At 67.8% G+C, this 25,366-nt stretch carries 23 protein-coding genes; 13 read left to right on the plus strand and 10 right to left on the minus strand.

Going from position 1 to position 25,366, the window contains the following annotated elements; translation table 11 throughout:
• Nucleotide 1 precedes the first annotated feature (1 nt).
• Genes ACA097_RS27075 through ACA097_RS27100 form a run of 6 tightly spaced genes read left to right on the plus strand, consistent with a single transcriptional unit; the run spans nt 2 to nt 6,818 of the window.
• A complete protein-coding gene (locus tag ACA097_RS27075; protein WP_371367342.1) occupies nt 2-994 on the plus strand; it encodes a polysaccharide deacetylase family protein in 993 nt (330 codons plus the stop codon).
• The gene (locus tag ACA097_RS27080; protein WP_371367344.1) at nt 991-2,301 is read left to right on the plus strand and encodes a lipopolysaccharide biosynthesis protein; all 1,311 of its coding nucleotides are present in this window, start codon (nt 991-993) and stop codon (nt 2,299-2,301) included. The genes ACA097_RS27075 and ACA097_RS27080 overlap by 4 nt, the downstream gene beginning before the upstream one ends.
• Nucleotides 2,295-4,211 carry a hypothetical protein gene (locus ACA097_RS27085; RefSeq protein WP_371367346.1) on the plus strand — a complete coding sequence of 639 codons (1,917 nt, stop codon included), beginning with the start codon at nt 2,295-2,297 and terminating at the stop codon, nt 4,209-4,211. The genes ACA097_RS27080 and ACA097_RS27085 overlap by 7 nt, the downstream gene beginning before the upstream one ends.
• Entirely contained in the window at nt 4,208-4,903 is a 696-nt protein-coding gene (locus ACA097_RS27090; RefSeq protein WP_052355277.1) for an N-acetyltransferase, read from the plus strand. The genes ACA097_RS27085 and ACA097_RS27090 overlap by 4 nt, the downstream gene beginning before the upstream one ends.
• 2 nt (nt 4,904-4,905) lie before the next feature.
• A complete protein-coding gene (locus tag ACA097_RS27095; protein WP_371367349.1) occupies nt 4,906-6,027 on the plus strand; it encodes a GNAT family N-acetyltransferase in 1,122 nt (373 codons plus the stop codon).
• Complete coding sequence (locus ACA097_RS27100; RefSeq protein WP_371367351.1) at nt 6,024-6,818, plus strand: carbohydrate deacetylase; 795 nt, start codon at nt 6,024-6,026, stop codon at nt 6,816-6,818. Before ACA097_RS27095 ends, ACA097_RS27100 begins: the two co-directional genes overlap by 4 nt.
• Here ACA097_RS27100 and ACA097_RS27105 read toward each other — a convergent pair whose 3' ends face one another.
• Entirely contained in the window at nt 6,819-8,033 is a 1,215-nt protein-coding gene (locus ACA097_RS27105; protein WP_043257293.1) for a YbfB/YjiJ family MFS transporter, read from the minus strand.
• Nucleotides 8,034-8,206: 173 nt separating this feature from the next.
• Between ACA097_RS27105 and ACA097_RS27110 the strand changes: the two genes are divergently transcribed.
• Both ACA097_RS27110 and ACA097_RS27115 read left to right on the plus strand, forming a co-directional pair.
• Nucleotides 8,207-8,788 carry a TetR/AcrR family transcriptional regulator gene (locus ACA097_RS27110; RefSeq protein ID WP_043252462.1) on the plus strand — a complete coding sequence of 194 codons (582 nt, stop codon included), beginning with the start codon at nt 8,207-8,209 and terminating at the stop codon, nt 8,786-8,788.
• A 528-nt stretch (nt 8,789-9,316) separates the two neighbouring features.
• Nucleotides 9,317-9,784 carry a Bro-N domain-containing protein gene (locus ACA097_RS27115; protein WP_371367353.1) on the plus strand — a complete coding sequence of 156 codons (468 nt, stop codon included), beginning with the start codon at nt 9,317-9,319 and terminating at the stop codon, nt 9,782-9,784.
• 238 nt (nt 9,785-10,022) lie between these two features.
• On the opposite strand, the gene ACA097_RS27120 is transcribed toward ACA097_RS27115, so the two are convergent.
• The 6 genes from ACA097_RS27120 to ACA097_RS27145 all read right to left on the minus strand — a co-directional run bounded on the left by ACA097_RS27120 (nt 10,023) and on the right by ACA097_RS27145 (nt 16,903).
• Nucleotides 10,023-11,579 carry an amino acid ABC transporter permease/ATP-binding protein gene (locus tag ACA097_RS27120; RefSeq protein WP_371367355.1) on the minus strand — a complete coding sequence of 519 codons (1,557 nt, stop codon included), beginning with the start codon at nt 11,577-11,579 and terminating at the stop codon, nt 10,023-10,025.
• A 65-nt stretch (nt 11,580-11,644) separates the two neighbouring features.
• A complete protein-coding gene (locus ACA097_RS27125; RefSeq protein WP_371367357.1) occupies nt 11,645-12,454 on the minus strand; it encodes an ABC transporter substrate-binding protein in 810 nt (269 codons plus the stop codon).
• Between the two features lie 34 nt (nt 12,455-12,488).
• Nucleotides 12,489-13,532 (minus strand): isopenicillin N synthase family oxygenase, encoded by a 1,044-nt coding sequence (locus ACA097_RS27130; RefSeq protein ID WP_043252456.1) that lies wholly within the window; start codon nt 13,530-13,532, stop codon nt 12,489-12,491.
• 19 nt (nt 13,533-13,551) lie between these two features.
• Nucleotides 13,552-14,394 (minus strand): sugar phosphate isomerase/epimerase family protein, encoded by an 843-nt coding sequence (locus ACA097_RS27135; protein ID WP_371367359.1) that lies wholly within the window; start codon nt 14,392-14,394, stop codon nt 13,552-13,554.
• Between the two features lie 529 nt (nt 14,395-14,923).
• Nucleotides 14,924-15,844, minus strand: coding sequence for a 2-dehydropantoate 2-reductase (panE, locus tag ACA097_RS27140; RefSeq protein WP_043252451.1), 921 nt, complete (start codon nt 15,842-15,844; stop codon nt 14,924-14,926).
• Between the two features lie 102 nt (nt 15,845-15,946).
• Nucleotides 15,947-16,903 (minus strand): alpha/beta fold hydrolase, encoded by a 957-nt coding sequence (locus ACA097_RS27145; protein WP_371367361.1) that lies wholly within the window; start codon nt 16,901-16,903, stop codon nt 15,947-15,949.
• Nucleotides 16,904-17,233: 330 nt separating this feature from the next.
• Here ACA097_RS27145 and ACA097_RS27150 point away from each other — a divergent pair, with 330 nt between their 5' ends.
• Nucleotides 17,234-17,488 (plus strand): hypothetical protein, encoded by a 255-nt coding sequence (locus tag ACA097_RS27150; protein ID WP_043252447.1) that lies wholly within the window; start codon nt 17,234-17,236, stop codon nt 17,486-17,488.
• 7 nt (nt 17,489-17,495) lie between these two features.
• Here ACA097_RS27150 and ACA097_RS27155 read toward each other — a convergent pair whose 3' ends face one another.
• Entirely contained in the window at nt 17,496-18,464 is a 969-nt protein-coding gene (locus ACA097_RS27155) for an AraC family transcriptional regulator (protein ID WP_371367363.1), read from the minus strand.
• 157 nt (nt 18,465-18,621) lie between these two features.
• Between ACA097_RS27155 and ACA097_RS27160 the strand changes: the two genes are divergently transcribed.
• From ACA097_RS27160 to ACA097_RS27170, 3 genes are read left to right on the plus strand one after another with little or no spacing between them, the layout of a single operon-like run.
• On the plus strand, nt 18,622-19,542 hold the full coding sequence (locus ACA097_RS27160; RefSeq protein WP_371367365.1) for a bile acid:sodium symporter family protein: 921 nt from the start codon (nt 18,622-18,624) through the stop codon (nt 19,540-19,542).
• A gap of 7 nt (nt 19,543-19,549) precedes the next feature.
• Entirely contained in the window at nt 19,550-20,293 is a 744-nt protein-coding gene (locus tag ACA097_RS27165; RefSeq protein ID WP_371367367.1) for a TSUP family transporter, read from the plus strand.
• Nucleotides 20,290-22,044, plus strand: coding sequence for an amidohydrolase family protein (locus ACA097_RS27170; RefSeq protein WP_371367369.1), 1,755 nt, complete (start codon nt 20,290-20,292; stop codon nt 22,042-22,044). Before ACA097_RS27165 ends, ACA097_RS27170 begins: the two co-directional genes overlap by 4 nt.
• A gap of 95 nt (nt 22,045-22,139) precedes the next feature.
• Here the strand turns inward: ACA097_RS27170 and ACA097_RS27175 are convergent, their stop codons facing one another.
• The gene (locus tag ACA097_RS27175) at nt 22,140-23,186 is read right to left on the minus strand and encodes an MBL fold metallo-hydrolase (protein WP_371367371.1); all 1,047 of its coding nucleotides are present in this window, start codon (nt 23,184-23,186) and stop codon (nt 22,140-22,142) included.
• A gap of 225 nt (nt 23,187-23,411) precedes the next feature.
• Here ACA097_RS27175 and ACA097_RS27180 point away from each other — a divergent pair, with 225 nt between their 5' ends.
• On the plus strand, nt 23,412-24,281 hold the full coding sequence (locus tag ACA097_RS27180; RefSeq protein WP_371367373.1) for a 3-hydroxybutyryl-CoA dehydrogenase: 870 nt from the start codon (nt 23,412-23,414) through the stop codon (nt 24,279-24,281).
• Nucleotides 24,282-24,527: 246 nt separating this feature from the next.
• On the opposite strand, the gene tauD is transcribed toward ACA097_RS27180, so the two are convergent.
• Nucleotides 24,528-25,364, minus strand: coding sequence for a taurine dioxygenase (tauD, locus tag ACA097_RS27185; protein ID WP_371367375.1), 837 nt, complete (start codon nt 25,362-25,364; stop codon nt 24,528-24,530).
• Between the last annotated feature and the right edge of the window lie 2 nt (nt 25,365-25,366).

The following is a 25,366-nucleotide window of genomic DNA, read 5'->3' on the forward strand; positions in this document are numbered from 1 at the left end:
GGTGAACATGCGCCAACAGATCAAACGCCTCGCCGGCACGGCCTACCTGCACTCCCCCATGGGCCGCCGACGCCTGCGCGGCGCCGGGGTGGTGCTGATGCTGCACCGCGTCCTGGCCGACGACAGCGAAGCCGCGCTGCCGCATCGCCGCGCGCTGTGCATCGGCCGGCAGAGCTTCGAGCACCTGCTGCAATGGCTCGGCCGGCACTTCGACTGCGTGCCGCTGGCCGAGCTGCTGGAGCGCCCGCACGGCGCTCGGCCGCGCGTGGCGCTCAGCTTCGACGACGGTTGGCGCGACAACGCCGAGCAGGCCTTCCCGCTGCTGCAGCGCTACGGCATGCCGGCGAGCATCTTCCTCTCCACTGACTTCATCGGCAGCCACCAGCGCTTCTGGTGGGAGGCCATCGGCGAGAGCCTGTGGCGCGACCCCGCGGCCGTTCCCGCGTTGATCGCCAGCCTCGCCGAGCGCGGCCATCCTCTGCCGGCACTATTGCGCGAACCCGGCCACAGCGCGGAACGCAGTGCCGCCCTCGCTGCCTACCTGCAACAGCTCAAGGCACTGGCCCCGACCACCCTGCAGCAACTGGCCGACAGCTGCCCGCCGGCGCCGCAGGCGGAAACCCTCGACTGGAGCCAGGTGCGCGACCTGGAAGCCTCGGGCCTGGTGCGCTTCGGTCCCCACGGCGCCAGCCACTCGATCCTCACCCAGCTCGACGGCCAGGCCCTGGCCGAAGACCTCGAGCGCTCGCGGCGAACCCTAGCGGAACACTGCGCGCAACCGCTGGCGGTGTACTGCTACCCCAACGGCGACCACAGCCCGCAAGTGCGCGAGGCGGTCGCCGCACTCGGCTACCGCCACGCCCTGGCCACCCGCCCCGGGCTGGTAGACGACCGCAGCGAAGCCCTCGGCCTGCCGCGCATCGATGTCGGCCAGCAGGCCGCGCGTAACCCGTCGTTGCTGGCCTGGCGCATCTTTCGCGGAGCACAGGCATGAAGGAGGGAGGCTTCGTCCGCAGCATGCTCTACAGCACCGCCACGCGGGTGGCGATGATCGCCCTGCGGCTGCTGCGCAATATCCTCCTGGCGCGCCTGCTCGGGCCGGCCGATCGCGGCCTGTTCGCGCTGTTCAGCACCCTGCCCGACCTGATCGGCGCCCTCACCAGCGGCGGGCTCAACACCGCCGTCGGCTACCAGGCGGCGCGGCACAAGCCGCTCGGCGTGCTGCTGACCCAGGTGCTGGTCTACGGCTGCCTGGTATCGACCCTGTTCACCCTGTTCTTCGTGGTGGTGATGCGCACCGTCGGCGTCGACCTCGCGCTGTCCCAGGACCTCGGCCTGCTGGCCTGGCTGCTGTTGCTCGCGGTGCCGCTGGCGGTGCTCAAGAGCGGCCTGCTGACCCTGCACAACGCCGACGGCCAGGTGAATGCCTACAACGTGATGCGCCTGCTCGAATCCTTCCTGCCGCTGGTGCTGTTCGTCGGCCTCTGGCTGCTCTGGCGCGATGCCCCCCTGCGCGCGGCGGTGGCGAGCTGGCTGGCTGGGCTGGCGCTGGTGATAGTGGTCGGGGTGATCTGGATGGCGCGGCTGCACAGCATCCGCCTGCGCTGGGAACGCGGCGAACAGGGCGAGTTGCTGCGCTACAGCGGGCGAAGCCACCCGAACGTGATCTTCCAGGAGATGCTGCTGCGCGCCGACTACCTGCTGATCGGCTCCATGCTGCCGCCCTCTGCGCTGGGCGAATACGCCCTCGCCAGCGCGGCGGCCGAGTTGCTGCTGATCGTTCCCGAGGCGGTGACCACGCCGCTGATGAAGCGCCTGCTGCAACAGGGCGAAGGCATCGACGAACTCACCCCCTTCGCCCTGCGCCTGACCGCCACCGTGATGCTCGTCGCCTGCATCGGCATGGCGATCATTGGCGAATGGTTGATAGTGCTGATGTTCGGCGCGCCCTACGCGCCCGCCTACCCGGCCCTGCTGGCGCTGCTGCCGGGGCTGTTCGGCCTGTGCTACGCGAGCATCCTGCGCCTGGACCTGCTGGGCAAGCAGCGACCCGGCGCGCTGTCGATCATGATGGGCCTGGCCGTGCTGCTGAACCTGGTGCTCAACGTCGTGCTCATCCCGCCGCTGGGCATCGTCGGCTCGGGCATCGCCTCCTCGATCGCCTACCTGGCCGTGGCCGTGGCGATGCTGGCGCTGTACTGCCGGATCAGCGGCGTGCCCTGGCAGCGCACGCTGATCCTGCTGCCCGAAGACGTGCGCCAGTTGCGCGCCATGCTGCAAGCCCGGGAGGCGGCATGCTGAGAGCGCTGCTCGGCCTTGGTGCTGCCCTGCTCGCCTCCCTCGCCCTGGCGGACAGCCCGACCTGGAGCGGCCTGCGCGACGGCGTGCTGTACCTGCGGCCGAGCGCCTGGGAACAGCTCGACATCCGCTGGCGCCCGGCCTGGCAGGCCGAGGCCAACCACGAGCAGCTGTACCTGCTCGACGGCAGCGGGCGCCTGGTCCGCCAGCTCGATATCCCCGCCGGCGGCGAGCGCGGCGAACAGCGCCTGGACCTGCCCACCGGCGCCGGTGACTACGCCCTCCACGTGCCCGGCTACAGCTTCCGCAGCTACGACGTCAGCCACGGCGAGGCCACCGCCTCGCAGTTCGAGCCGGCGAAACTGCACTTCTGCGCCGAGGTCGGCGACGGCACCCAGCTGTACTTCCGCGTCGGCCCCGACGAAAACGTGCAGCTCGCCGGCAAGCACTACGGCGGCGTCCACGGCCTGCGCGCCACGCGCCTGAGCGATGGCATGCAGGTCGAGCTGGCGTTGAAGCGCCACGACGCCTACGCCGAGTACGACAAGGCCCGTCTGCCGCTGTCGGCGCGCGAGGAGACCTGGCGCCTGGAGCTGCAAGGCAGCGGCAAGGCGGCCTTCTGGCTGGACGGCACCGCCAACCTCTTCGCGCTGTCGGCCAAGGCGCTGTTCCGCCCGCAATGGCAGCCTGGCCAGGTCGTCCTGACCCTCGGCGACAAGGATCTCGGCCCGGCGCCGCGCCTGGGCACCGCCCTGCCCTATGGCGTGCCGGACGCCACCGGCATGCAGCAGCTGGCAACCATCAATGGCAAGGCGGGCGGCTACTACAGCTTCGTCGACGTGCTGCCGCGCCAACCGCAGCGGGAGATCGCCTTCCGCCAGGCGTTCCAGCAGCAGCTGGGCATCGACCAGGACATCACCCTGCTGGCCGGCACCGGCCGCCGCGCCGTGCTCGACGCCGACCCGCAGACCTTCGCCGGTCTCGACGCCTGGCTGGCCGACAGCGCGCGCCTGCCGGGCAAGGGCCTGCACTACCTGGCCTTCGCCGACGAACCGAACCTCAACTACCCCGACTACGAAAGCTTCGCCCGCTACTTCGACGCCATGCTCCAGCGCGTGCGCGCCAACCCCGGCGCCCGCGCCGCCGGCGTGCGCATCGCCATGCCGGCCAGTTCGCGCCTGCTCGACGGGCCCTTCCGCCCCGGCGCCGAGCAGCGCCGCGGCCTGGACTGGGCACGCCAGTTGCTGGCCGCGCATGGCGACGAGATCGACGCCCTGGCCTGGCACGAATGGATGCAGCGCGACCTGCTCGCCACCCGCCGCTACCGCGACAGCGTGCGCCAGGCCGCCGACCTGGTCGGCCTGAACGTCGACGGCCGCCCGCGCAAGGCCCTGCTGCTGGACCAGACCAACATCTCCAGCGGCGACTCGCTGAGCCCCTACCAGCAGAACAGCCAGTACGCCGCGCTGTGGTGGGCTTCGGTGGTGTTCAACGCGTCCCAGGACGGCCTGCTCGACATGCTCCTGTGGTTCCAGGCGCAGGACGAGGACGCCTACACCAAGGGCATGCTGCGCGAAGACGCCGGGGCCACGCCCAAGCCGGTGGCCCTGGCCCAGCATTTCCTCCTGCAGCACTGGCTGGGCCACGTTCAGGCACTGGACAACTCCGCCTTCGAGGTAGACGCCCTGGCACTGCGCGACGGCAAGCGCCACAGCCTGCTGGGGGTGAACAAGGGTGTGCGGCAGCAGGCCGTGGAAGTCGCCGGAGGCGCGCTGTGCGCCGCCCGGCCAAGCCTGCGCCTGTTCGACAGCCAGGGATTGGAGCGCGACTGGCCGTTGACCTGCGAGAACGACCGGGCGCGCTTCGATCTGCCGGGCGAAAGCCTCTTCGCCCTGCGCTGGGAGGCCACATGATCCGCTTGCGCCACCTTGCCGCCACCCTGCAGCGTCGCGGCCTGCTGGGCACCCTGCAGCTGCTGCTGGAGCGGGTGCTGTTCAAGCACTGGGAACTGCTGGGCGTCGAACGGCGCCTGGACAAGCCGCTGGCGTTGCCGTCGGACCTGCAGTCGCCGCCGGCGCGGCAGATCACTGCCGAGCTGCTGCCGGCCTTCGAGCGCCGTTTCGCCAGCTACCTGCCGGCGATCCGCGCCATGCTCGGCCAGAACCTGCTTGGCCTCGCTCACCTCGACTCGCGCGGCGACGCCTTCGCCATGGTCTGGATCAGCGAACAGGACTACTTCGACGCCGGTCACTACCGCTGCTGGATGCGCGTACCGCCCGGTTGCATCTACCAGTTCGCCGGCGCGGTTGCCGAGAGCTATCGCGGCAACGGTCTGGCGCTGCTGGGCATGCAACGGGTCTGGGAGCATTACCACGCCCAGGGCTTCCACAGCACCCGCGCGCACGTGGACGTGCGCAACCTGCCGGCGCTCTGCCTGCACCAGCGCCTGGGTTTCCGCGAGACCGGCGAGAGCCTGCACGTCTACCGCCTGTTCAACTGCCTGTACTTCAACCGCCGCAGCCGCAGCCGCGAACCGCGCCTGGCGGCCCTGTGCGCCGCCGCCAACCATACCGGGCCGAGCATGGCCGGCCAGAAAGGAATCTGAACATGCGCCTGCAGTGGTGCCGCAGCCTGGCCGCCGCCGACTTCCCCCGCGACGACTACGAAGCGCTGCGCCAGCGCGTCGAGCAAGCCACCCCGTTCAACCGCCTGGGCTGGCTGCAAGGGGCCGAGGGAGCGCTGTCGCCCGGCCAGGACCTGCACGTGCTGCTCGGCTGGGATGGCCCGCGGCTGGTGCTCTGCCTGCCGCTGCTGGAATGCCGCGAACGCCGCGCCGGCCTGCCGTTCCGCGTGGTGCGCCACCTCGGTTATCCGCTGGCCGACCGCATCGCCCTGCTCATCGATGCCGGTCAGCAAGCGGCACTGGACGAAGTGCTGCAGTGCATCCGCCGCGACCTGCCGCACGCCCTCCTGCAACTCAGCGAACTCACCGCCGAACCCTCGCAGCGCATGCCTTGCGAGGCCTGGGCGCAGGCCAGCTGGTTCGCCGAACGGCGCCCCAGCTGCCGCGCGCCGGTCCACCAGATTGGCGAGGACGACCGCCGCGAACCCAGCGGCGACCTGCGCTACAAGCTGCGCAAGGCGCGCCGGCGCTGCGAGGAGATTGGCGCGCGGGTGGTCCGGCTGTGCCCCGATGCGAGCACCGCGCCGGCGCTGATCGAGGCCATCGCCGAAGTGGAGCAACGCAGCTGGAAAGGCGACGAAGGCGTCGGCATCTTTTCCGGCGCCCAGCGTCGTCATTGGATGGACCAGGCATTGCGCGGGCTGGCCGCCGAGAACTGCCTGCGCGTGGTGCTGCTGGAGCACGACGGTCGGGTGATCAGCTACCGCCTCGGCCTGTTCGACCAGGGCCGTCTCTATGACTACAACCTGGCCTTCCTGCCCGAATACGCCGCCCTCGGCGCCGGGCGCATGCTGCTGGACGAGTGGCTGCGCTGGGGCCTGGAAGAAGGCTGGCAATGGCTCGATGCCTCGCGGGTTCGCCTGCGCGGCTCCAACCACCAGTTGCACGAACGCCAGACCGGCGAGGTCGAGCACCTGCGCTGGAGCTTCTATTCGCGGCGCCCCAGCGGCCTCGCCCTGGGATTGGCCTACGGCGCCTGGCGCCAGCTCAAACCGCACCTGCAACGCCGGCGCCAGGCGGCGCCCAGCGCGGAGCCCAGCCCATGACCCAGAGCCGACTGGTCATCGTGAACGCCGACGACTTCGGCCTGAACGACGACGAGAACCGCGTGATAGTCGCGGCCTTCGCCGACGGGCTGATCAGCTCGGCGACCGCCATGGCCAACATGCCGGCCTTCGCCGCCGCCTGCGCACTGGCCCGCGAGCGCGGCTTCGCCGAGGCCGTCGGCCTGCATTTCAACCTGACCTACGGCCCGCCATTGAGCGCGGCGATCCGCAGCCAGCGGCTGTTCTGCGACAGCGCCGGACAGTTCGACCTGAGCCTGCCCCGGCACGCCCTGCGTATTCCCGCCAATGCCGCCGAAGCGGTGCGCGGCGAACTGCAGGCACAGTGGCAGGCCTGCCTGGCCCAGGGCATCCGCCCCAGCCATATCGACTCGCACCAGCACGTGCACAACCTCTGGCCCATCGCCCCGCTGGTTGCGGGTTTCGCTGCCGAACAGGGCGTGCCGGTGCGACTGGCGCGCAACCTGGGGCGCAACATCGGACCGGTGAAACGTGCCTTCAAGCTGCTGCTCAATCGCCGCCTGGCGGGTATTGCCGGCTGCACGGCGAACTGGGTTTGCACCCCGCGCGACCTGCGCGACGGCGTGCGGCTCGGCGGGCCGCTGGAGATAGTCGCCCACCCTACCCAACTCGCCGATGGCGATTTCGGCGACGCCTACCTCCCGGATGGCGAGTCCCTCCGCACACTGCTCGACAAGGCGCTGGCCGGCTATCGGCGCATCTCCTATCGCGAGCTGGTGGCGCTCGGCGGAACGGCCGAGCGCTGCTGCTGATCAGTCGGCCAGTTCCACGCTTTCGCGGCGCTGCCCGAGCAGCAGAGGGACTTCGGCGAGCAACGTCAGCACCACTGCACACCCAGCCAGCGCGAACAGCTCGCGGTGATTGCCGCCGCTGCTGGCGAACAGGTACGAGTAGGCATAGCCGGCCAGTGCCTGGAACAGCGCAAAGATCACCGTGGCACGGCTCCAGGCGGCGCCCTGGGCAACGGCGTCGGTCGGAAGCGCCTGCTGCACGCGGCCGAGGGTGAGCGGCACTATGCCCGGCGGGAAGCTGCCGATTACCAGCACAGCCGCGACCAGCACCGCTGGCTGTTGCGAGAGCACCAGCGCAGCTACCGCAATCACCTGAGCCAGCAGCGCGATGCGAGTGCTCGCAGCGACGCCGATGCGATCGGCCAGCACGCCGTAGCTCATCGGCCCGGCAATGGCGCCGAGTCCGTAGACCACCCAGAACAGTGCGGCGGAATGCGTGCCCCACTGCAGCCCTCGCGCCACGTAATCGACCAGGAACACCATCATCGGCACCAGCGTGACGGCCATCAGCGCGTACTGCGCGTAGATCAGGCGCAGCACCGGTGGCACCGCAACTTTCGCCTGCGCGCGGCTGGCTGCCGGCAGACGCGGCGCATGCGGCCAGCCGGCCCAGGCGATGACGGTCAACAGCAGCGAGAGCGCGCCCAGGCCGATCCAGGTCTGCCGCAGGCCCATCTCCAGCAGCAACGGCACCAGGGTGCCGGAGCCGGCGATGCCCAGGCCCAGGCCGAGGAACACCGCGCCGCTGGCCAGGCCCTTGCGTTCGCCGGGAATGAACGGCAGCACGGTGCCCGCCGCCAGGACCATGATGGCGCCGCCGGCCAGGCCGGAGAGGAAACGCCAGAGGAAGAACCAGGCCACCGACAGCGGGAAGGCACAGGCGACGAACGCCAGCGAGGCAAGCAGCATCATCAGCTGCAGCGCCACGCGCGGCGCCAACCTGCGCGCCAGCGGGCGGCCGACCAACGCGCCGGCCAGGTAGCCGACCAGGTTGGCGGCGCCGAGGTAGACCACGTCATTGGCGGCGAACCAATGGGCTTCGATCAGCGAAGGAATCAGGGGCGTGTAGGCAAAGCGCGCAAGGCCGATACCGACCAGGCTGGCGCACAAGCCGGCGAGGATTGCGTGCAAGGGATGCGGCTGGCGCTGCGCCGCCGCGGGGTTTGCTGGGTTCATGTCGGAATGTCCGCTGGCAAGTGGGAACGGCGCCATGCGCCGGCCGGGAGGCTTCGCCGGGCGCTCTCCTGTGGCCCTCGAAGCAATCTTTGACATGCATGTCATGATTGACAGTGTTGACATGTTTAACAGGCATGTCAACATTCGTCCGTTCACCACTCCCGGAGTCGCCCATGGCAGGCGTGAAGCAATTCGACGAAGACCAGGCGCTGGAACGCGCCCTCGAGGTGTTCTGGCAGCAGGGGTTCGCCGCCACCTCCATGCAGGACCTGGCGCAGGCCACCGGCGTGCTGCGCGGTTCGCTGTACAACGCCTATGGCGACAAGCAGGCGATGTTCCTGGAGGTCTTCCGCCGCTACCAGGAACGCTTCTTCGTGGCCGTGCGCGAGTTGCTCGCGAGCCAGCCCGCGGATGCGGCATTGGCGGCCTTCTTCGACTTCATCATCGAATCGATGACCAGCGGCGACCCCTCGCGCGGCTGCCTGACGACCAAGACGGCGACCGACGAAACCGCCATGGCCGAGCCGATCCGCGAAGCCCTGCGCGCCTTCCTCGACGGGCTGGAAGCGTTGCTCCACGAACGCTTTGACCAGGACGACGCCCGCGCGCTGCTGAACCTGGAGCCCGACCTGGCCGCGCGCCTGGTGGTCACCCTGACCCGCGGCATCGTCGTCATCGAGCGCGTGTATCAGGACCCGCAACGCCTGCGCGAAGCAGCCAATGCGCTGCTGGCGGTGCTGTTCAAGCGCGCCTGAAATCCCGACTCCCGTAGGAGCGAGGGGGACGCCTAGTTCTTGCTCGCGAACCGCACGGCACGAATGCCGACCCCGTAGGGCGAATAACCCCGAAGGGGTTATCCGCCGTTTCCGTGCTGGGCGGCGGCGCATAACCGCGAACGCGGTTATGCGCCCTACGGAGGGATCGGTACGAGGGATTTTCGAGCCCGTAGGAGCGCTGGACGCCCGCTGGAGAAACTCTCTCCATTTCCAATTAGGGAAATGTCCTACGCTGCGACTGCATTGCGGTCCTACAGGCTTCCTGCGTAGTTTTCGCCCGCCGCGATTTTGTCGCGGCCAGGCGTAGAAACCTGGAGTAGAAAAAGCGCTGTAGCAAAGAGGGTCCGGTCGTAAAGACCGGCCCCTCTTTGGCTGTCTATGGCGGACCGTGCAAGGCGGACTTCGGTCCGGCCGGTCTTTCTACCCGGTTTTCTACCCCTGCACGGTCCGCCTCCCTACTCCCGGTATTCCCGGTGGCGGCTTCTTGAACGAGCAAGGAGCGACAGCATGAGCCCTTCCGAATCCGTCCTTACCCCTTCCTTCTTCCTGCGTCACCACCGCCAGCTTCGCGGTGTGCTGATCGACAGCCAGGCCTGGTTCGTCGCCCGCGACCTGGCGCGCCTCACCAACAGCCACATCACCGAGCGGGTCGTCCAGCGGCTGGACGCCGACCAGCACCGCACGGCGCTCCTGGCGGGTCTGCAGGGTGATGTCGAGAAGGAACTGCTGGTCAGCGAAAGCGGTGTCTACGCGCTGTTGATGGTCAACTTCTACCACCCGGAAAACCGCAGCCTGCGCCAGTGGCTGAGCAACGAAGTGCTGCCGGTGCTGCACGACGCCCAGCAGCACAACCCGCACCAGCCCCGCCGCTATTTCGGCCCGGCGCTAGGCAAGCAAGTCGGCCTGCTGGACTGGCAAGGCGCGCTGTGGATGCGCGTATCGGATGCCGTGAAGCTGTGGGAAGCGCGGCCGTAATGCATGTGGCGGTGCAACCGGCGAGAACCTGAACCTGTAGGAGCGGCCCATGGCCGCGAATCGCGCGCATGGCGCGCTCCTACACGGCGGCTTCGGTGCGGGGTTTTTCGCGGATGAGATCCGCTCCTACAGGCAGATGCCGATATCACCGCCTACGCCGAACAGCCCCTCTCCCGCTTGCGGGAGAGGGGGCGGTTTACACCGCTCTCAGCAAGGATTGCCCTTGCCATGAACGCTCTCAGCCGGCGATGAACGCCCGGCGCTGAGCCTCGTCCAGCTCGGCCTGACGCTCCAGGCCGATGAAGCGCATCACCCGCTCGCCGCATTCGCCGTTGCGGATGCTTGCCGGGGCGGCGTCGACCTGCACCTGGCCGTGCTCCATGAAGATCACCCGGTCGGAAATCGACATGGCGAAGTCCATTTCGTGGGTGACGATGACCATGGTCATGCCCTCCTTCGCCAGGTCGCGGATCACGTTGAGCACGTCGCCCACCAGTTCCGGGTCCAGCGCCGAGGTCGGCTCGTCGAACAGCATGATCGCCGGCGCCATCGCCAGCGCGCGGGCGATGGCCACGCGTTGCTGCTGGCCGCCGGAGAGCTGGTGCGGGTACTTGTAGGCGTGGGCCAGCAGGCCGACCTTGTCCAGCAGCGCCAGGGCCTTCTGCTCGCAGATGTCGCGCCCGGCCTGGCCGTGGAAGCGCGGCGCCAGGGTGACGTTGTCGAGGATGGTGCGGTGCGGGAACAGGTTGAAGTTCTGGAACACCATGCCGATGTGCTGCACGCCTTCGCGCAAGCGGGCCGGGTTGGGCTTGCCGGCTTCGATGTAGGCCTTGCCGAACAGTTCGGTGGCGCCGCCGTCGATGCCTTCCAGGCCGTTGACGGTGCGGATCAGCGAGGTCTTGCCGGAGCCGGACGGGCCGATGATTGACACCACTTCGCCGTTGCCCACGCGCAGGTCCACGCCCTTGAGCACTTCATGCTTGCCGTAGCTCTTGCGGATGCCCTTGAGCTGCAGCGCCGGCGGCGCGCCGACCGGCGCTGCGTCGCGACCGGCCACCGGGGTGGCCGGGAGGTTCTTGCGCAGGCTTGCCACGCGCTCGTCGGTCAGGGTTTCCGGCTTGCGGGCGTTGAGGTCCAGGCGGTGCTCCAGGTACTGCAGGCCCCAGCCGAACAGGGTGACGATCAGCACGTAGTAGATAGCCACCGCGGAGAGGGTTTCCATCACCAGGAAGTTCTGCGCGTAGAGGCGCTCGCCGACCTGCAGCAGTTCGGTGAGGGAGATCACCGAGACCAGCGAGGTCAGCTTGACCACGGTGACGTATTCGTTGATCAGCGTCGGCAGCGAGATGCGGAACGCCTGCGGGATGACGATCAGGCGCTGGATGCCGATGCCGCCCATGGCCAGGGCGCGACCGGCTTCCTTCTGGCCCTTGGCCACGGAGATCAGGCCGCCGCGATGGATCTCGGCCATGTACGCCGCTTCGGTCAGCACCAGGGCGAGCAGGCCGGCAATGAACGGATCGGACAGCAGCGCGCCGCTGGCCGGGAAGAGTTGCGGCAGGTTGTAGACGAAGACCACCAGCACCAGCAGCGGCACGCTGCGGAAGAACCAGATGTACAGCCCGGTGGGCACGCGCAGCCAGCGCGAGGTGGAAAGCTTGGCGCAGGCGAGGAAGAAGCCCAGGACCATGCCGATCAGCCAGGTCAGGGCGCTCAGTTCGATCACCGTGACGCAGGCCTTCCAGAAATCTGGGAGGGAGAAGAGCGAGAAGAAGTAGTTCCAGTCGAATTGCATGGGTACCTCGGCGAACGGGCCCGGCGCGAGGCCGGGCCCGTCTTTCATGTTGCGTTAAAGCGGAATCACTCGGTCGCCGGAGCTTCTTCGAGAGCGTATTTCTTCAGCAGGGCAGCGAATTCGCCGCTGTCCTTGGATTGCTGGAAGGCAGTCTTGAGTGCGTCGTACAGCTCCTGGTTGCCCTTCTTCACGTACATGCCCAGGGTCTGCTTGTAGATCAGCTCGTTGGAGCTGACCACCACGCGGCCCTTGGAGCGCTCGGCGATCATGTGCGCGGCGCCGGAGATTTCCACCTGGGCGTGGACGTTCTTCGACAGCAGCGCCTGGGTCACTTCCGGCGCGGACGGGTATTCGCTCACGCTGATGGCGCCCTTGCCGTTGGGCACGCAGTAGGTCTTGGACAGCTCTTCGAACTTCGGCACCCAGGTGGTGCCCTTCTCCAGGCCGATCTTCATGCCGCAGAGGTCTTCGGGCTTCTGCGGGCGCTCCTTGCTGTCGGCCGGGACCATGATGGCCGCGCCGGTCTGCGCGTAGGGAATCGCCATGGCCTGGGCGGCACGCTCGGGGGTGACGTACATGCCCGAGATCACCGCGTCGAAGTGGCCGGCGTTAAGGCCCAGGATCAGGCCGGAGAACTTGGTGTTCACGAAGCTCGTCTTCAGGCCCATGTGCTTGGCCAGCATTTCGGCCAGCTCCGGATCGGAGCCCACGACCTTGTCGCCGTCATAGGACTCGAAGGGCGGATAGGTGATTTCCATACCGACCTTGAACTGCCCCGGCGTGGCGGTCACGGCGGCGCTGGCGGTCTGCAGGGTGCCCATCAGGGTGGCGCCGACAACGGCTGCGGCCAGGAGGGTGCGGGTGGTTTTCAGCATCGTGATTGCTCCAGTCGAGGGTTTTATGCGCGGCTTAAGAAGGCTGCGTCTGTTTTTTCAGGTGGCCGAAGCTGGACGGCTTGCGCGCCCGCTCCGGCAGTGCCAGTTCACCGTCGGCGACCTTGCGGCGCAGGTAGCTGTAGGTCTGCAGCGCCTGGCTCCACATGTGCTCGCCGATGGCGATGGTTTCGTACTCCTGGCCGCCGTTGTCGAACTGCGGCAGCGGGCGGATCTGCGTGTGGTAGTCGCAGGCATAGAACAGCGGGAACGAGTAGCGCTCCTCGCGCACCGTGCGGACGCGGTGAGCGGTGGCGACGAAGGCGCCGTTGGTCATCACTTCCAGCATGTCGCCGATGTTCACCACGAAGGCGCCCGGCACCGGCGGCGCGTCGATCCACTCGCCGTCTTCGTTCATCACTTCCAGGCCCGGTTCGGTGGCGTGGAGGATGGTGAAGCACTCGTAGTCGGTGTGCGCACCAATGCCCGGTGCATCCTGTGCTTCGCCATCGAAGGGGTAATGGATCAGGCGCAGCTTCGACGGCGGCCGGCTCACCAGCGGGTCGAAGTAGCCTTCCTCCAGACCCAGGGCCAGGGCGAAGCCGTCGAACAGCTTTCGGCCGAGGGCGAACACTGCCTGGTAGTAGGCGCTCACCTGCGACTGGAAGCCGGGGATCTCCGGCCAGCGGTTGGGCCCCAGCAGCGGCGTGCCGGCCAGTACCAGCGGATCGTCGGCGGGCACTTCGAAGCCGACGTCGAAGGCTTCCTTGTGGTCCGGCTTACCCTTGGAGTAGACCTCCTCGCCTTCCGGGACGAAGCCCTTGTGGCTTTCCGAGGCGCCGATGTAATGGCGCATCTTGGCTTCCAGCGGCTGGGCGAAGTAGTCCCGTGCTGCGGCTTGCAGACCCTCGATCAGCTTCGGATCGAGGCCGTGGTTGCGGATGTAGAGGAAGCCTACTTCGCGGGCCGCCTTGCCCAGTTCGGCGGCCACCGCCTGGCGGTCTTCCAGGCGTTCGCTGAACAGCCCGCCGATGTCGACGACGGGAATGGAAGTGAAAGCCTTGCTCGCTTGCTCCTGCATGGTCGATGGCTCCAGAAGGTCAGGATTCGAGGAAACGCTGGAAGTGACGGCGCTCTTCCTGCGCCATCCAGCGGTTCAGCGCCCACAGATCGGCGATCGGGGCATTGGTGAAAGGCAGGTGATGCAGGTAGCCGTCCGGGCCGAATTCCGGGGTCAGCGTGGTCACCTGCTGGCCGCGAGCCTGCTGGGCGCGCCACACGGCTTCCCAGTGCTTCTGGTGGAAGGCCAGCGCGTTGGCGTATTCCGGCGCGCCGGGGTGCGGCACCTGCGGGCCCTGGTCGTAGCCGACGCGGGCCTGGATGTGCTGCACGCGCTCGACGAAGGGCGTGAGGTCGTCGGCGGGGTCGTCGAGCAGGCGCTCGCAGACCACCACCCAGTGGCTGATATCGGTGGTGAAGCGCAGCTCGGGCACCTGGCGAATCAGCTCCAGGGTCACCCAGGGGCTGTACAGCGAACGGGCGCGGTGAATCTCGAAGAGGCAGGTCAGTTCCTGCGCGGCGGCCAGTTCCAGGGCGCGGCCGAAGAAGTCGACCTGCGCGGCCAGCGACCAGCGATCGTTGCCGGCCAGGGTGTTGACCAGGCGCGGCGACAGCTCGGCGGCGTAGCCCAGCTTGCGCTGCAGGTCGTCCAGGTGCACCTGCGGGCTGGCCGACTGGTCGGGCAGCACGTCGTGGGCGGTGAACAGGGTCGCGATGTAGGGCACCCCTTCCGCGACCAGCAGCCGTGCGTACTCGGCGCGAAGGGCGGGATCGAGGGGCAGGCGCGCTTCCAGGCCGTCGAAACCGGCCTCGCGCAGTTCGGCGATGGCCTGCGGCCAGCCATGGGTGTAGCCCCACAGGGTGCGGAAGATCTCGAGTCGCATGAACGAACTCCGGACAGGGTGAACCGCGCCGTCAGGCACGGCGAAGCATTCGGCGGGAGGTTCAGCGCACGGGCGCAGCGACTGAGAGCGTCAGGCGGCGATACGGATCGGCGGACGTTGGGGAGGATGCGGAACGGGAGAAATGCGCAAGCATGGACACGGTGGTATTCCTCTGACAGACCGCTGTTTCGCGGACCTGTACTCGCCGATTGTTGTTGTGCGCCTGGCGTGTTGCCGGCGGGCTTTGGCAGTAGGAACAGCAGCGCGGTCGAAGCTTTTCAGGTGCCCCGATCCGCGTACGCCAAGGCCTCTGTGGCTTGGCGTGGGTGCAGTTTTCGCAGCTTGCTGCAGCGGGAAAAATAGCCCTGCGCAAATAATTACTTCAGATATTTCTGAAGTAATCCTGGCGGTAAACCGTGGGAATTTTCGCTCAGACGAAAGCATCGACCAGCGCGCGGTCTAGATCGCGGCTTGTCGTAGGAGCGGACCTTGTCCGCGATCGCGGGCATGGCCCGCAACTACGGATTGGTTACCCGTTAAGCCCCTGCTGATACACCGAGAGGTGCACGTACACCGCCTGCAGCAGCGGCGTGTCCAGCCCGGCTTGCTGACCGCGTTGCAGCAAGTCGCCGATGATCTGCTCGGCCTCCACCGGATGGCCGCCAATGAGATCGCGGTACATCGACGAAGTCTGTGGCGACCCGCGCAGGGTCAGCAGGCGCCGGGCCTCGCCGAGAAAGGCCTCGCTCGGCGGCTCGCCCACCGTGCGGACCACCGCGACCACTTCGTCGATCAGGCGCAATGCGAAGGCACTGCCCTGGGGCGCCGCGACCACCTCGCCGATGCTGCCGCGCATCAGGCAGGTGATGCCGCCCAGGGACGCCAGCAGAATCCACTTCTCCCACATCTCGCGATGGATGCTGGCAGACAGGCGCGCGTCGAAGCCGGCGCCGCGCAAGCATTCGTCCACTCGCTGGATGCGCTCGCTCTGGCTGCCGTCCATCTCGCCGTAGGCCAGCTCGTTGAGGGTGCCGTATTGCACGATGCGGCCTTGTGCATCGAGGGTCGAAGCGATCTTGCAGACACCACCCAGCAACACCCCGGCGCCGAAGCGCCGGGTCACCGCGTCGACGTGATGCATGCCGTTGAGCACCGGCAGGATCATGCTGTCCGGGCCGATGGCGGGTGCCAGATCGTCCAGCGCAGCTTCCAGCGCATAGGCCTTGACCGTCAGCAGAACCAGGTCGTAGGGGCCGTCCAGGCTGTCGGCGGTGACCAGGCGAGGCGCCAGGCTGAAGTCGCCGTGGGAGCTGAGCACTCGCAGGCCATTTTCGCGCAGCACCTGTTCGCGCGCCGGGCGCACCAGGAAGGTGACATCGCGCCCCGCCTGCGCCAGGCGCGCGCCGAAGAAACCACCGGTGGAACCTGCACCCACTACCAGAATGCGCATCGCGTTTCTCCCGTCGAGCCCTTAAAAGGATCTGCCCAGAACATTGCGTGTATATACGCGCAATGCGCCGAAAATGCATTCGCGGGCGCGGATAGGTGCATCTCAGGCCGGATAGTGGCGGTCGAGGAAGTCCAGCAGTCGTTCGTTCACCGCCTCCGGACGCTCGTTCTGGATCCAGTGGCCGCAGTCCAGCCAATGCATTTCCAGCTGCGGCACCACATCCACCATGCGCTTGAGGGTGTAGGCCTCCAGGCGTGCCACCGGATCGTGCTCGCCCACCAGGAACAGGGTCGGCTGCCGCACCTGGCGGCCGGCCAGGGACTCGTTCCGCTGCCAGTTGCGCTCGAAATTGCGGTACCAGTTGAGCGCACCGCGGAAGCCGCGGCCGGCGAAAGCGCGGATATAGAAGTCGAGATCGTCACGGCTGCACCACGCGGGCAATTGCTCCGGCGCCGACTGGCCGTCGAACAGGCGCGCGCCGGCCGGTTTGTCCTGGAGGAACGGGTCCTCGTCGCCGGGATCGCGGAAGAACAGGCGCAAGCTGCGTTCGATGTCGGCATCCAGCTCCGCCTCGGCGACGCCTGGCTGCTGGAAATAGAGGATGTAGTTGAAGCGCTCGGCGAAGGCTGCGGCGAGGATCTCCGTGGCCGGGCGCTTGGGCCGGCCGGCATAGGGGACCGAGAGTGTCGCCAGGGCGATCACCCGCGCTTCATCGAGCAGCGCCAGGTGCCAGGCCACCAGGGCGCCCCAGTCGTGGCCTACCACTGCCACGCGCTGCTGACCGAAAGCGTCCATCGCCGCACGGATGTCGCCGCACAGGGTCGGCAGTTCGTAGTCCTCGACCGCCGGCGGCGCGTCGCTGGCGCCATAGCCACGCATCTCCGGTACGAACACGCGATAACCGGCGGCGGCCAGCGCGGGAATCTGCGCGCGCCAGGAATGCCAGCACTCGGGGAAGCCGTGCAGCAGCCAGACCGGTCGCCCGTCGGCGGGCCCGGCCACGTGCACGTTCAGATGAATGCCGTTCAACGGCAGCAGGTGTTGCTCGATTGCGTCCATGTCCACCTCCGATCGAGCGGCCACGCTAGCAGGCACCCGACGACGGCGAAACGACCATTCACTGGCGCAATGCCACGGCTGTCGATATAGCCAAACGGCAGCAGGGTAATCGCCAGTGGTGCTCAACGGGAGTGCGGCGCGTCCCACTCCGGCAACTTCCGACGAATGGCCCGGCGCCTCTGGGCTCTGCCTTACAGCCCGAAGACGGACGCTGTAGGACGGCGCTGTCGGAAGTGTCATACGCACGTTACAGATGCGCTGCTAAGCTTCTGTTCCCGGCGTAATTTTCCGCAGACCCGAATCTCTTCAACGAGCGAGAGGGCGAGTGCGATGGAAATACCCTACCCGCTGTTCAAGGAACTGGTCGAAGACGAGTTCCAGGGCATGAGCTGCCACTGCGCGCTGAATCAGGACCGCACCGCGACCCTGGCGTTCCGCCTGAACGACCCCAAACGCACGGCCTACGAGATTCCCGCGATCGATTTCGCGAGCGCCAGCTACTGGGACCTGAGCCTGCTGATCATCGACCTGCGCAACCACCTCGAAGCCGTCGAGGCACACGCCTCGCTGCGACTTAGCGCCTAGATCGCCCTCACTCGGCGCCGCCCTGGCGAAACTGCCCCGGCGCCATGCCGCTCCAGCGGCGGAACGCCTTGGCGAAGGCGCTTTCATCGGAGAACCCCAGCCGCTCGGCGACTTCCGCCAGGCGCGGCGTCTCGCGCAACAGGCGTTCGGCCATGCGCTGCAGCACCTGTTCGCGCAGCAGCTTGAAGCTGCTGCCCTCCTCCGCCAGCTTGCGGTTCAGGTGCCGGCCGCTGAGGTTGAGATGCTCGGCAACCCGTTCCTTGCCCCACTGCGGATGCACCTGCAGCAGTTGCTGCACCTGCACGGCCAGGCTCTGTGCGCCCAGCCGGCGCAATTGCTCGTCGGCCAGTTGCCGCAGATGCTCGCGCATCGGCCCGTTGGCCTGGATCAGCGGCGTGCGCAGGTCGGCCACGGCGAAGCTCAGGCCAGGCTCGGGCGCGTCGAAGACCGGGGCGATCCCGAGCAGATCGGCATACAGACGCACCTCTCCGCGCGCCGCATGCGCCATCTCCACCCGCTGTGGCCGCGCACGTTCGCCGGTGATCCAGGCGGTCAGGTGCACCAGGCTAGCCAGCACCGCTTCCACCCGTTCGGCGCGACGCACCCGGTAGCTCGGCAAGTAGCGCAGGGTGACGGCATCGGCCTCGCGCTGCAGGACGAACTCGCTGCCCTCGCCAATGATCGGGTAGTACTCCAGCAGCCCTTCCAGGGCCTCGCTGAGGGTTTCGCAGCTCATCAGCAGCGCGCCGACCATGTCCAGGTGGCCGACCTGCAGGGCACTACCCAGGCGCAGGCCGATCAAGGCATCGCTGCTGGCGGCGCACAGCGCCTCCCAGAACTCGTCCTGGCGCGCCAGCGGGATGCGCGCCTCGTCACCCAAAGCTCGCAGCGCCGGCGGCACGGCCAGGCCCAGACGCTCGGCGGCCTGGAGCACGCCCTGGGCGTAATGCACGGTGATGGAGGGAGATCGGGTCATGACGTCCTGAATTAACCGGAAAAGGTCCTGATTCGCCATTACAGCGGGGCGGGCGGGCCCATATGCTTGCCCAATACGACAACAAAAACAAACCGAGCCCTTGCATGCCTACCACCCTTGCCACCGGAAGCTCCGGCACCACGCGGGAGCTGCCTCGATGAACAACGTGCACCTGGAGTTCGCCAACAGCTCGATGCTCGCGCTCAACGCGATCATCGCGCTGATGATGTTCGGCGTGTCGCTGGAACTGCGCCGAGAAGACTTCACCCGCATCCTGCGCGCACCCAAGGCGCCGCTGATCGGCATGCTCGTGCAGTTCCTGCTGCTGCCGGCGGGCGCCTGCCTGCTCGCCAACCTGCTGCCGATCGACCCGCAGCTGGCCCTGGGCATGATCCTGGTGGCGACCTGCCCGAGCGGCAGCTTCTCCAACGTGATGACCTGGCTGGCGCGCGGCAACGTTGCGGTCTCGGCCAGCGTGACTGCGGTGTCGGGGCTTTCCGCCGGCTTCTTCACGCCGTTCAACTTCGCCCTCTACGCGAGCCTTGCGCCGAACACCCGCGCGCTGCTCACGCAGATCCACATCGACCCGCTGGAGCTGGTCGGCACCGTGGTGCTGGTGCTGCTCCTGCCAATGCTCGCCGGCATGTTCCTCGGCCGTCAGCGCCCGGGCCTGGCGCGGCGCCTGGAAAAGCCCATGCGGATATTTTCGCTGCTGGTGCTCGCGGCCTTCGTCGGCATGGCTTTCGTGAAGAACTACCAGCAGTTCCTCGGCTACTTCCACCTGTTCTTCTGGCCGGTGCTGCTGCTCAACGGCGGCGCCCTGTTGCTCGGCTACCTCTGCGCGCGCCTGTGCCGGCTGGGCGAAGCGGACGTGCGCGCCGTGACTCTGGAAAGCGGCATCCACAACTCCGCCCTGGGCATGGCGCTGATCCTGACCTTCTTCCCCGAGGCCAGCGGCATGTTGCTGATCGCCGCCTTCTGGGGCTGCTGGCAGCTGCTCTCCGGATCGCTCCTGGCGCTCTACTGGTCGCGCCGCGCGCCCGCCGCCGGCAGCGCGCTCGCTGCCGGAACCCGGTGACAGCGCCATGCCTTACGCCATGCCCGCCCTCGGCGGCTTCATCCTGCTCGCCTACACCCTCGAAGCGGTCACCGGCTTCGGCAGCGTGGTGGTCGCGCTTTCACTTGGCGCGCTGCTGCTGCCGATCGACCAACTGTTGCCGGTGCTGGTGCCGCTGAATGTCGGCCTGACCGGATTTCTGGTCTGGCGGCACCGCGCGCTGATCGACACCCGCCTGCTGTTCGCCACTCTGCTGCCGGGGATGCTGCTCGGCATGCTCGTCGGCTACCTGCTGCTGCCGCACCTGCAACCGCAACTGCTCAAGCGCGGCTTCGGCCTGCTGATCCTCTGGTTCGCCGCCCGCGAGCTGAGCCGCAGCTGGCGCGACGAAGCCCCGCGCGGCCAGACCCCGGCCTGGCTGCTGCGCCTGACGACCGGCGCCGCCGGCATCTGCCATGGCCTATTCGCTTCCGGCGGGCCGCTGCTGGTCTACGGCCTGGCAACGCTGCGCATGGACAAGTCGCGCTTCCGCGCAACGCTGGTCAGCGTCTGGTTCACCCTTAACGGCCTGCTCACCCTGGCCTTCCTCGCCGACGGCCGCCTGCTGCCCGCCCTGCCCCGCGTGCTGGCCTTCGCGCCCTTGCTGCCGCTCGGCCTGTGGCTGGGCGAACGGCTGCACCGGCGCTGCGCCGAACGGCATTTCCGCCTGACCATCCACCTTCTCCTGCTGCTGAGCGGGACCCTGCTGCTGTCGCCCTGGAGCCTCCCATGAGCTACGACGTCATCATCAAGAACGGCCTGTACTTCGACGGCAGCGGCGCACCCGGCGAGCTGCGCCACCTGGGCATCCGCGACGGCCGCATCGACACGCTCAGCCTCACCCCGCTGGACGAGGACGGCTGCCCGCAGGTGCTCGACGCCGCCGGCAAATGGGTCATGCCGGGCTTCCTGGAAATCCATTCGCACTACGACGCCGAAGTCATAGCCGCGCCGGCGCTCAAGGAATCCGTGCGTCATGGCGTGACCACGGTGTCCGTCGGTTCCTGCTCGATCAGCATGGTGCTGGGCGAGGCCGAGGACTGCTCCGACCTCTTCACCCGCGTCGAGGCGGTGCCGCGCGACATCGTCCTGCCGATCCTCCGCGACAAGCGCACCTGGCGTGACGCCGCCGGCTACCGCGCCTTCTACGAGCAGCAGCCGCTGGGGCCGAACCTCTGTTCCTTCCTCGGCCATTCCGAGCTGCGCGTCGCGGTCATGGGCCTGGAGCGCGCCATCAGCGGCGCCAAGCCGACCGAGGCCGAACTGCAGCGCATGGAGCAACTGCTCAACGAGGCGCTGGATGCCGGCTGCTTCGGCCTCTCGGTGATGACCACGCGGCTCGACAAGATGGACGGCGACCGCGCCTGGTCCAGCCCGCTGCCCTCCACCTTCGCCACCTGGAAGGAATTCTCCCGCCTGTTCGCCGTGCTGCGCCGGCGCAATGCGCTGATGCAGGGCGCGCCCAACGCGGTCACCAAAGTCAACGTGTTCGCCTTCCTCTGGCAGGCCCACGGCTGGTTCCGCCGGCCGCTGAAGTCGAGCATGCTCACCGCCCTCGACCTCAAGTCGCAGCCCTTCATGCACCGCGTCACCCGCGCCTCCGGCTGGCTGGCCAACCGCGTGCTGCGCGGCCGTTACCGCTGGCAGACGCTGCCGGCGCCCTTCGTGGTGCGCATCGAGGGGCTGAACATGAACGGCTTCGAGGAGTTCGGCGCCGGCGAGGTGCTGCGCGACATCAAGGACCCGGACGAACTCTACGCGCGCATCCAGGACGCTGAGTTCCGCGCGCGCTTCCGCAAGGACATCAAGGCCACCCTGAGCATCGGCCTGTGGCATCGCAAGCTGTCCGACTGCTGGGTGCGCGAGTGCCCGGACGCCAGCCTGGTTGGGCGCAACTTCGAGGAAATCGGCCAGGCGCGCGGGCAAGACGCGGTGGACGCCTTCTTCGACCTGGCCCTTGAACATCGCAATGCACTCAAGTGGACCACCTGCTACGGCAACCACCGCCCGCAGGTGATGCAGAAGTTGCTGAGCAGCCCCTGGACCCAGCCGGGCTTCGCCGACTCCGGCGCGCACCTGGCCTCCCACGCGCAGTACAACTTCGCACTGCGCTTCCTGAAGTACGTGCACGACGCCGAGAAAGCCGGCCAGCCGTTCATGGACACCGGCCACGCGGTGCGCCGCCTGACCGGCGAGCTGGCCGACTTCGCCGGCCTGGACGCCGGCTACATCCGCGTTGGCGACCGCGCGGACGTGGCGATCATCAACCCGGCAGGCCTCACCGACGAGCTGGACGAAGTGCAGGAAGCGCCCATGGAAAACCTCGGCCTGGTGCGCCTGGTGAAGCGCAACGACGACGCCGTCGAAGCCACCCTGATCAACGGCCGCGTGGCCTACCAGCGCGAACAGGGCTTCGCCGAGGCGCTGGGCAAGGAGCAGGGTTTCGGCCGCTTCCTGTCCGGGAAGGATGTGCTGCCGGCATAGCCGCCGGCACTGCTCTTCGTAGGAGCGAGCTTGCTCGCGAACCAGGACCCGCTGCGAGGCTGTTCGCGAGCAAGCTCGCTCCTACAAGTTCAGTCTCAGGTGCGGCTATACCAGGCGACGCCATCGGCGTCGTCACGGACTTCCACCAGCCCGCGCTGCAGCAGGTAGTTGAGGTTCGCCAGGCATTCACCGGTGGCCAGCGGCAGCAGGTCCTGGTCGATGCGCCGGGCGAAGAGCGCGCCGAACAGGTCGATGGCGCGTTTCGGGCCTTCTTCCAGTAACGCCTGCAAGCGCTCCAGGGCCAGGCCATGGCCGCGTTCCAGGTGATCCATGCGCGCGTGCAGCGGGCGAAACGGCTCGTTGTGCGCGGGCAGCACCAGCACGTCGTCGGGCACTTCACGGCGGATCTTCACCAGCGACGCCAGCCACTGGCCCAGCGGGTCGGCCGCTGGTTCCGTGGGGAACACCGAGACGTTCGGCGAGATGCGCGGCAGCACCTGGTCGCCGGCGATCAGCAGCTGCAGGTCCGGGCAATGGAAGCTCGCGTGCTCCGGCGAATGGCCGCTGCCGACCACCACCCGCCATTCGTGCTGGCCGATGCGGATGCGTTCACCATCGCGCAGGCGCCGATAACTCTCCGGCAGCGGCCAGATGTGCTTGCCGAACCCGCCGAAGCGCGCGCGGTACTGCGCAATGGCCGCGTCGTCCCAGCCGGCGCGGCGGTAGAAGCGGATGCCTTCGGGCGGCGCCTCGCGGCCGTTGTCGGCAACCAGCACGCGGCAGTTCATGTATTCGCCGAAGGTCATCCAGAGCTCGCAGCCGAACTCGCGGGTGAGCCAGCCGGCGAGGCCGACGTGGTCGGGATGCATGTGGGTGACGAACACCCGCGTCGGCCGCCGTCCGCCCAGCGGGCCTTCCGGGCCGAGGAGCGTGCGCCAGGCGTCGAGTGTGGCTGCGGTGTGCATGCCGGTGTCGAACAGCGCCCAGCCGTCGCCGTCTTCCACGGCCCACAGGTTGATGTGGTCGAGGCTCAAGGGCAGCGGCATGCGCAGCCAGTGCACACCGGGGGCGATCTCGCGGCTTTCACCGGTCAAGGGCGCGGGGCCGCAGGGGTAATCCAGGGGAATGCGTTCGGGCTTCATGGCAATGGCCTGGCTGAGTGGGTTGCCGTCGATTCTCGGGCATATCACGCCACCGCGCCCCCTCAAAATGGGTGATTCGGCCAGCGAATGGCGCATATACCCTCGAAAATATCGCGTTCACCCCCGCCCCCACTTCGCGAGACTCGCCGGTCGGCCACGCCTGCGCTATCGTCGCCGCCGGCGCCAAAGGCGCACTCCATCCACCTGAGAGGAAGAACAACAAAGATGAGCACCGCAGACACCACCCTCGGCATCCGCAAGATCGGCGTGATCGGCGCCGGCACCATGGGCAACGGCATCGCCCAGGTCTGCGCCGCGGCCGGCCTCCAGGTGGCCATGATCGACGTCAACGACGCCGCCGTGCAGCGCGGCCTGGCGACCATAGACGGCAACCTCGAGCGCCTGATCAAGAAGGAAAAACTGGCCGCCGCCGACAAGCCCGGCATCCTTGCGCGCATCACCGGCAGCACCGACTACGCCGCGCTGAAAGACGCCGACCTGGTGATCGAAGCGGCCACCGAGAACCTCGAACTGAAGCTGCGCATCCTGCGCCAGGTGGACGAGTTGGTAGCGCCCGAGTGCGTGATCGCCAGCAACACCTCGTCGATCTCCATCACCCAGCTCGCGGTGGTCGTGCGCAATCCGCAGCGTTTCATCGGCATGCACTTCTTCAACCCGGTGCCGGTGATGGGCCTGCTGGAAGTCATTCGTGGCTTGCAGACCTCCGACAGCACCCACGCGCTGGCCATGAACTTCGCCAGCATCGTCGGCAAGACCGCGGTGAGCGTGAAGAACGCCCCGGGCTTCGCGGTCAACCGCATCCTGGTGCCGATGATCAACGAGGCGGTCTTCGTCCTGCAGGAAGGCCTGGCCAGCGCCGCGGACATCGACGCCGGCATGCAACTGGGCTGCAACCACCCGATCGGCCCGCTGGCCCTGGCCGACCTGATCGGCCTGGACACCCTGCTGGCGATCATGCAGGTGCTCTACGACGGCTTCGGCGACTCCAAGTACCGCCCCGCGCCGCTGCTCAAGGAAATGGTCGCTGCCGGCCGCCTCGGCCGCAAAGCCGGCCAGGGCTTCTTCAGCTACTGACCCGCACGCTGGGAGCCCCAGGCTCCCGGCCGCTCGCCCAGCCCTTTCGCACGATCCCGTTGGCCGCCTCTATTGCCCCCGGCCATATGCACTATCAAGCGCATTCATCATTAGCCAGCCAACTATTTGCTAATTTGAACGCCATCAGGTTCTAGCACCTGGTTTTGAAGCATCAGGCCATTACCACTCCCCGCTTCCCCCGCGACTCGGTAATGGCCTTTTTTTCGTCCGCGAAAAAGTGCACCGTCAGAAAGGCTTGTCGCCGAGGATGGTCGCGCGGTGCATCACCCGGCGCTGCGGGCGGTAGTCGTCGACCGCGTAGTGCTGGGTCACGCGGTTGTCCCAGAAGGCCACGTCGTTCTCCTGCCAGCGCCAGCGCACGCTGAATTCCGGACGGCTGAAATGGGCGAACAGCAGGTCGAGCAACGCGCGACTTTCCGCGGCCGAAACTTCGTTGATGCGCGTGGTGAAACCGTCGCTGACGAACAGCGCCTTGCGCCCGGTCACCGGGTGGGTGCGGATCACCGGATGCGAGCGCGGCGGGTTCTTCAGCCGTGCCTCTTCTAGGCGCGCGAGGTCGGCGTCGGTGGCGCCGAAACGCTCCTGGGGGAAGGACTTGCTGATGTCGTGGGTGGCGGTCAGGCCGTCAAGCAACTGCTGCAGCGGCTTGGACAGCGCCTCGAAGGCCGCGATGCCGCTGGCCCACAGGGTGTCGCCACCGTAGGCCGGCAGTTGCTTGGCAGCCAGCACGGCGCCGAGCGCGGGGGTTTCAAGGAAGGTCACGTCGGTGTGCCAGATGGCGTTGTCGCGCACGTCGGTGACGGCAGTGTCGAGGACGATCACCTCGCGCTGCTCGGGCACGCTCGGGTAGATCGGGTGGATGTGCAGGTCGCCAAAGCGGCGGGCGAAGTTCACATGCTGCGCCGGGTTCAGCGGCTGGTCGCGGAAGAACAGCACCTGGTGCTGCAGCAGCGCCTGCTCGATGGCCTGCTGCTGGGCGTCGTCCAGCGGCTGGCGCAGGTCGATGCCGGAGACAACGGCGCCGAGGGCCGGGCTGATGGGTTCGATGGTCAGGGTGGTCATTT

The sequence above is a fragment of the Pseudomonas sp. QL9 genome (assembly GCF_041409665.1).
GTDB classification, from domain to species: domain Bacteria; phylum Pseudomonadota; class Gammaproteobacteria; order Pseudomonadales; family Pseudomonadaceae; genus Pseudomonas; species Pseudomonas knackmussii.

Excerpts from the sequence above, each read along its gene's own strand:
- ACA097_RS27080 (WP_371367344.1), top strand. The coding sequence starts at position 991 with ATGAAGGAGGGAGGCTTCGTCCGCAGCATGCTCTACAGCACCGCCACG.
- ACA097_RS27085 (WP_371367346.1), top strand. The coding sequence starts at position 2,295 with ATGCTGAGAGCGCTGCTCGGCCTTGGTGCTGCCCTGCTCGCCTCCCTC.
- ACA097_RS27090 (WP_052355277.1), top strand. The coding sequence starts at position 4,208 with ATGATCCGCTTGCGCCACCTTGCCGCCACCCTGCAGCGTCGCGGCCTG.
- ACA097_RS27095 (WP_371367349.1), top strand. The coding sequence starts at position 4,906 with ATGCGCCTGCAGTGGTGCCGCAGCCTGGCCGCCGCCGACTTCCCCCGC.
- ACA097_RS27100 (WP_371367351.1), top strand. The coding sequence starts at position 6,024 with ATGACCCAGAGCCGACTGGTCATCGTGAACGCCGACGACTTCGGCCTG.
- ACA097_RS27105 (WP_043257293.1), bottom strand. The coding sequence starts at position 8,033 with ATGAACCCAGCAAACCCCGCGGCGGCGCAGCGCCAGCCGCATCCCTTG.
- ACA097_RS27110 (WP_043252462.1), top strand. The coding sequence starts at position 8,207 with ATGGCAGGCGTGAAGCAATTCGACGAAGACCAGGCGCTGGAACGCGCC.
- ACA097_RS27115 (WP_371367353.1), top strand. The coding sequence starts at position 9,317 with ATGAGCCCTTCCGAATCCGTCCTTACCCCTTCCTTCTTCCTGCGTCAC.
- ACA097_RS27120 (WP_371367355.1), bottom strand. The coding sequence starts at position 11,579 with ATGCAATTCGACTGGAACTACTTCTTCTCGCTCTTCTCCCTCCCAGAT.
- ACA097_RS27125 (WP_371367357.1), bottom strand. The coding sequence starts at position 12,454 with ATGCTGAAAACCACCCGCACCCTCCTGGCCGCAGCCGTTGTCGGCGCC.
- ACA097_RS27130 (WP_043252456.1), bottom strand. The coding sequence starts at position 13,532 with ATGCAGGAGCAAGCGAGCAAGGCTTTCACTTCCATTCCCGTCGTCGAC.
- ACA097_RS27135 (WP_371367359.1), bottom strand. The coding sequence starts at position 14,394 with ATGCGACTCGAGATCTTCCGCACCCTGTGGGGCTACACCCATGGCTGG.
- panE (WP_043252451.1), bottom strand. The coding sequence starts at position 15,844 with ATGCGCATTCTGGTAGTGGGTGCAGGTTCCACCGGTGGTTTCTTCGGC.
- ACA097_RS27145 (WP_371367361.1), bottom strand. The coding sequence starts at position 16,903 with ATGGACGCAATCGAGCAACACCTGCTGCCGTTGAACGGCATTCATCTG.
- ACA097_RS27150 (WP_043252447.1), top strand. The coding sequence starts at position 17,234 with ATGGAAATACCCTACCCGCTGTTCAAGGAACTGGTCGAAGACGAGTTC.
- ACA097_RS27155 (WP_371367363.1), bottom strand. The coding sequence starts at position 18,464 with ATGACCCGATCTCCCTCCATCACCGTGCATTACGCCCAGGGCGTGCTC.
- ACA097_RS27160 (WP_371367365.1), top strand. The coding sequence starts at position 18,622 with ATGAACAACGTGCACCTGGAGTTCGCCAACAGCTCGATGCTCGCGCTC.
- ACA097_RS27165 (WP_371367367.1), top strand. The coding sequence starts at position 19,550 with ATGCCTTACGCCATGCCCGCCCTCGGCGGCTTCATCCTGCTCGCCTAC.
- ACA097_RS27170 (WP_371367369.1), top strand. The coding sequence starts at position 20,290 with ATGAGCTACGACGTCATCATCAAGAACGGCCTGTACTTCGACGGCAGC.
- ACA097_RS27175 (WP_371367371.1), bottom strand. The coding sequence starts at position 23,186 with ATGAAGCCCGAACGCATTCCCCTGGATTACCCCTGCGGCCCCGCGCCC.
- ACA097_RS27180 (WP_371367373.1), top strand. The coding sequence starts at position 23,412 with ATGAGCACCGCAGACACCACCCTCGGCATCCGCAAGATCGGCGTGATC.
- tauD (WP_371367375.1), bottom strand. The coding sequence starts at position 25,364 with ATGACCACCCTGACCATCGAACCCATCAGCCCGGCCCTCGGCGCCGTT.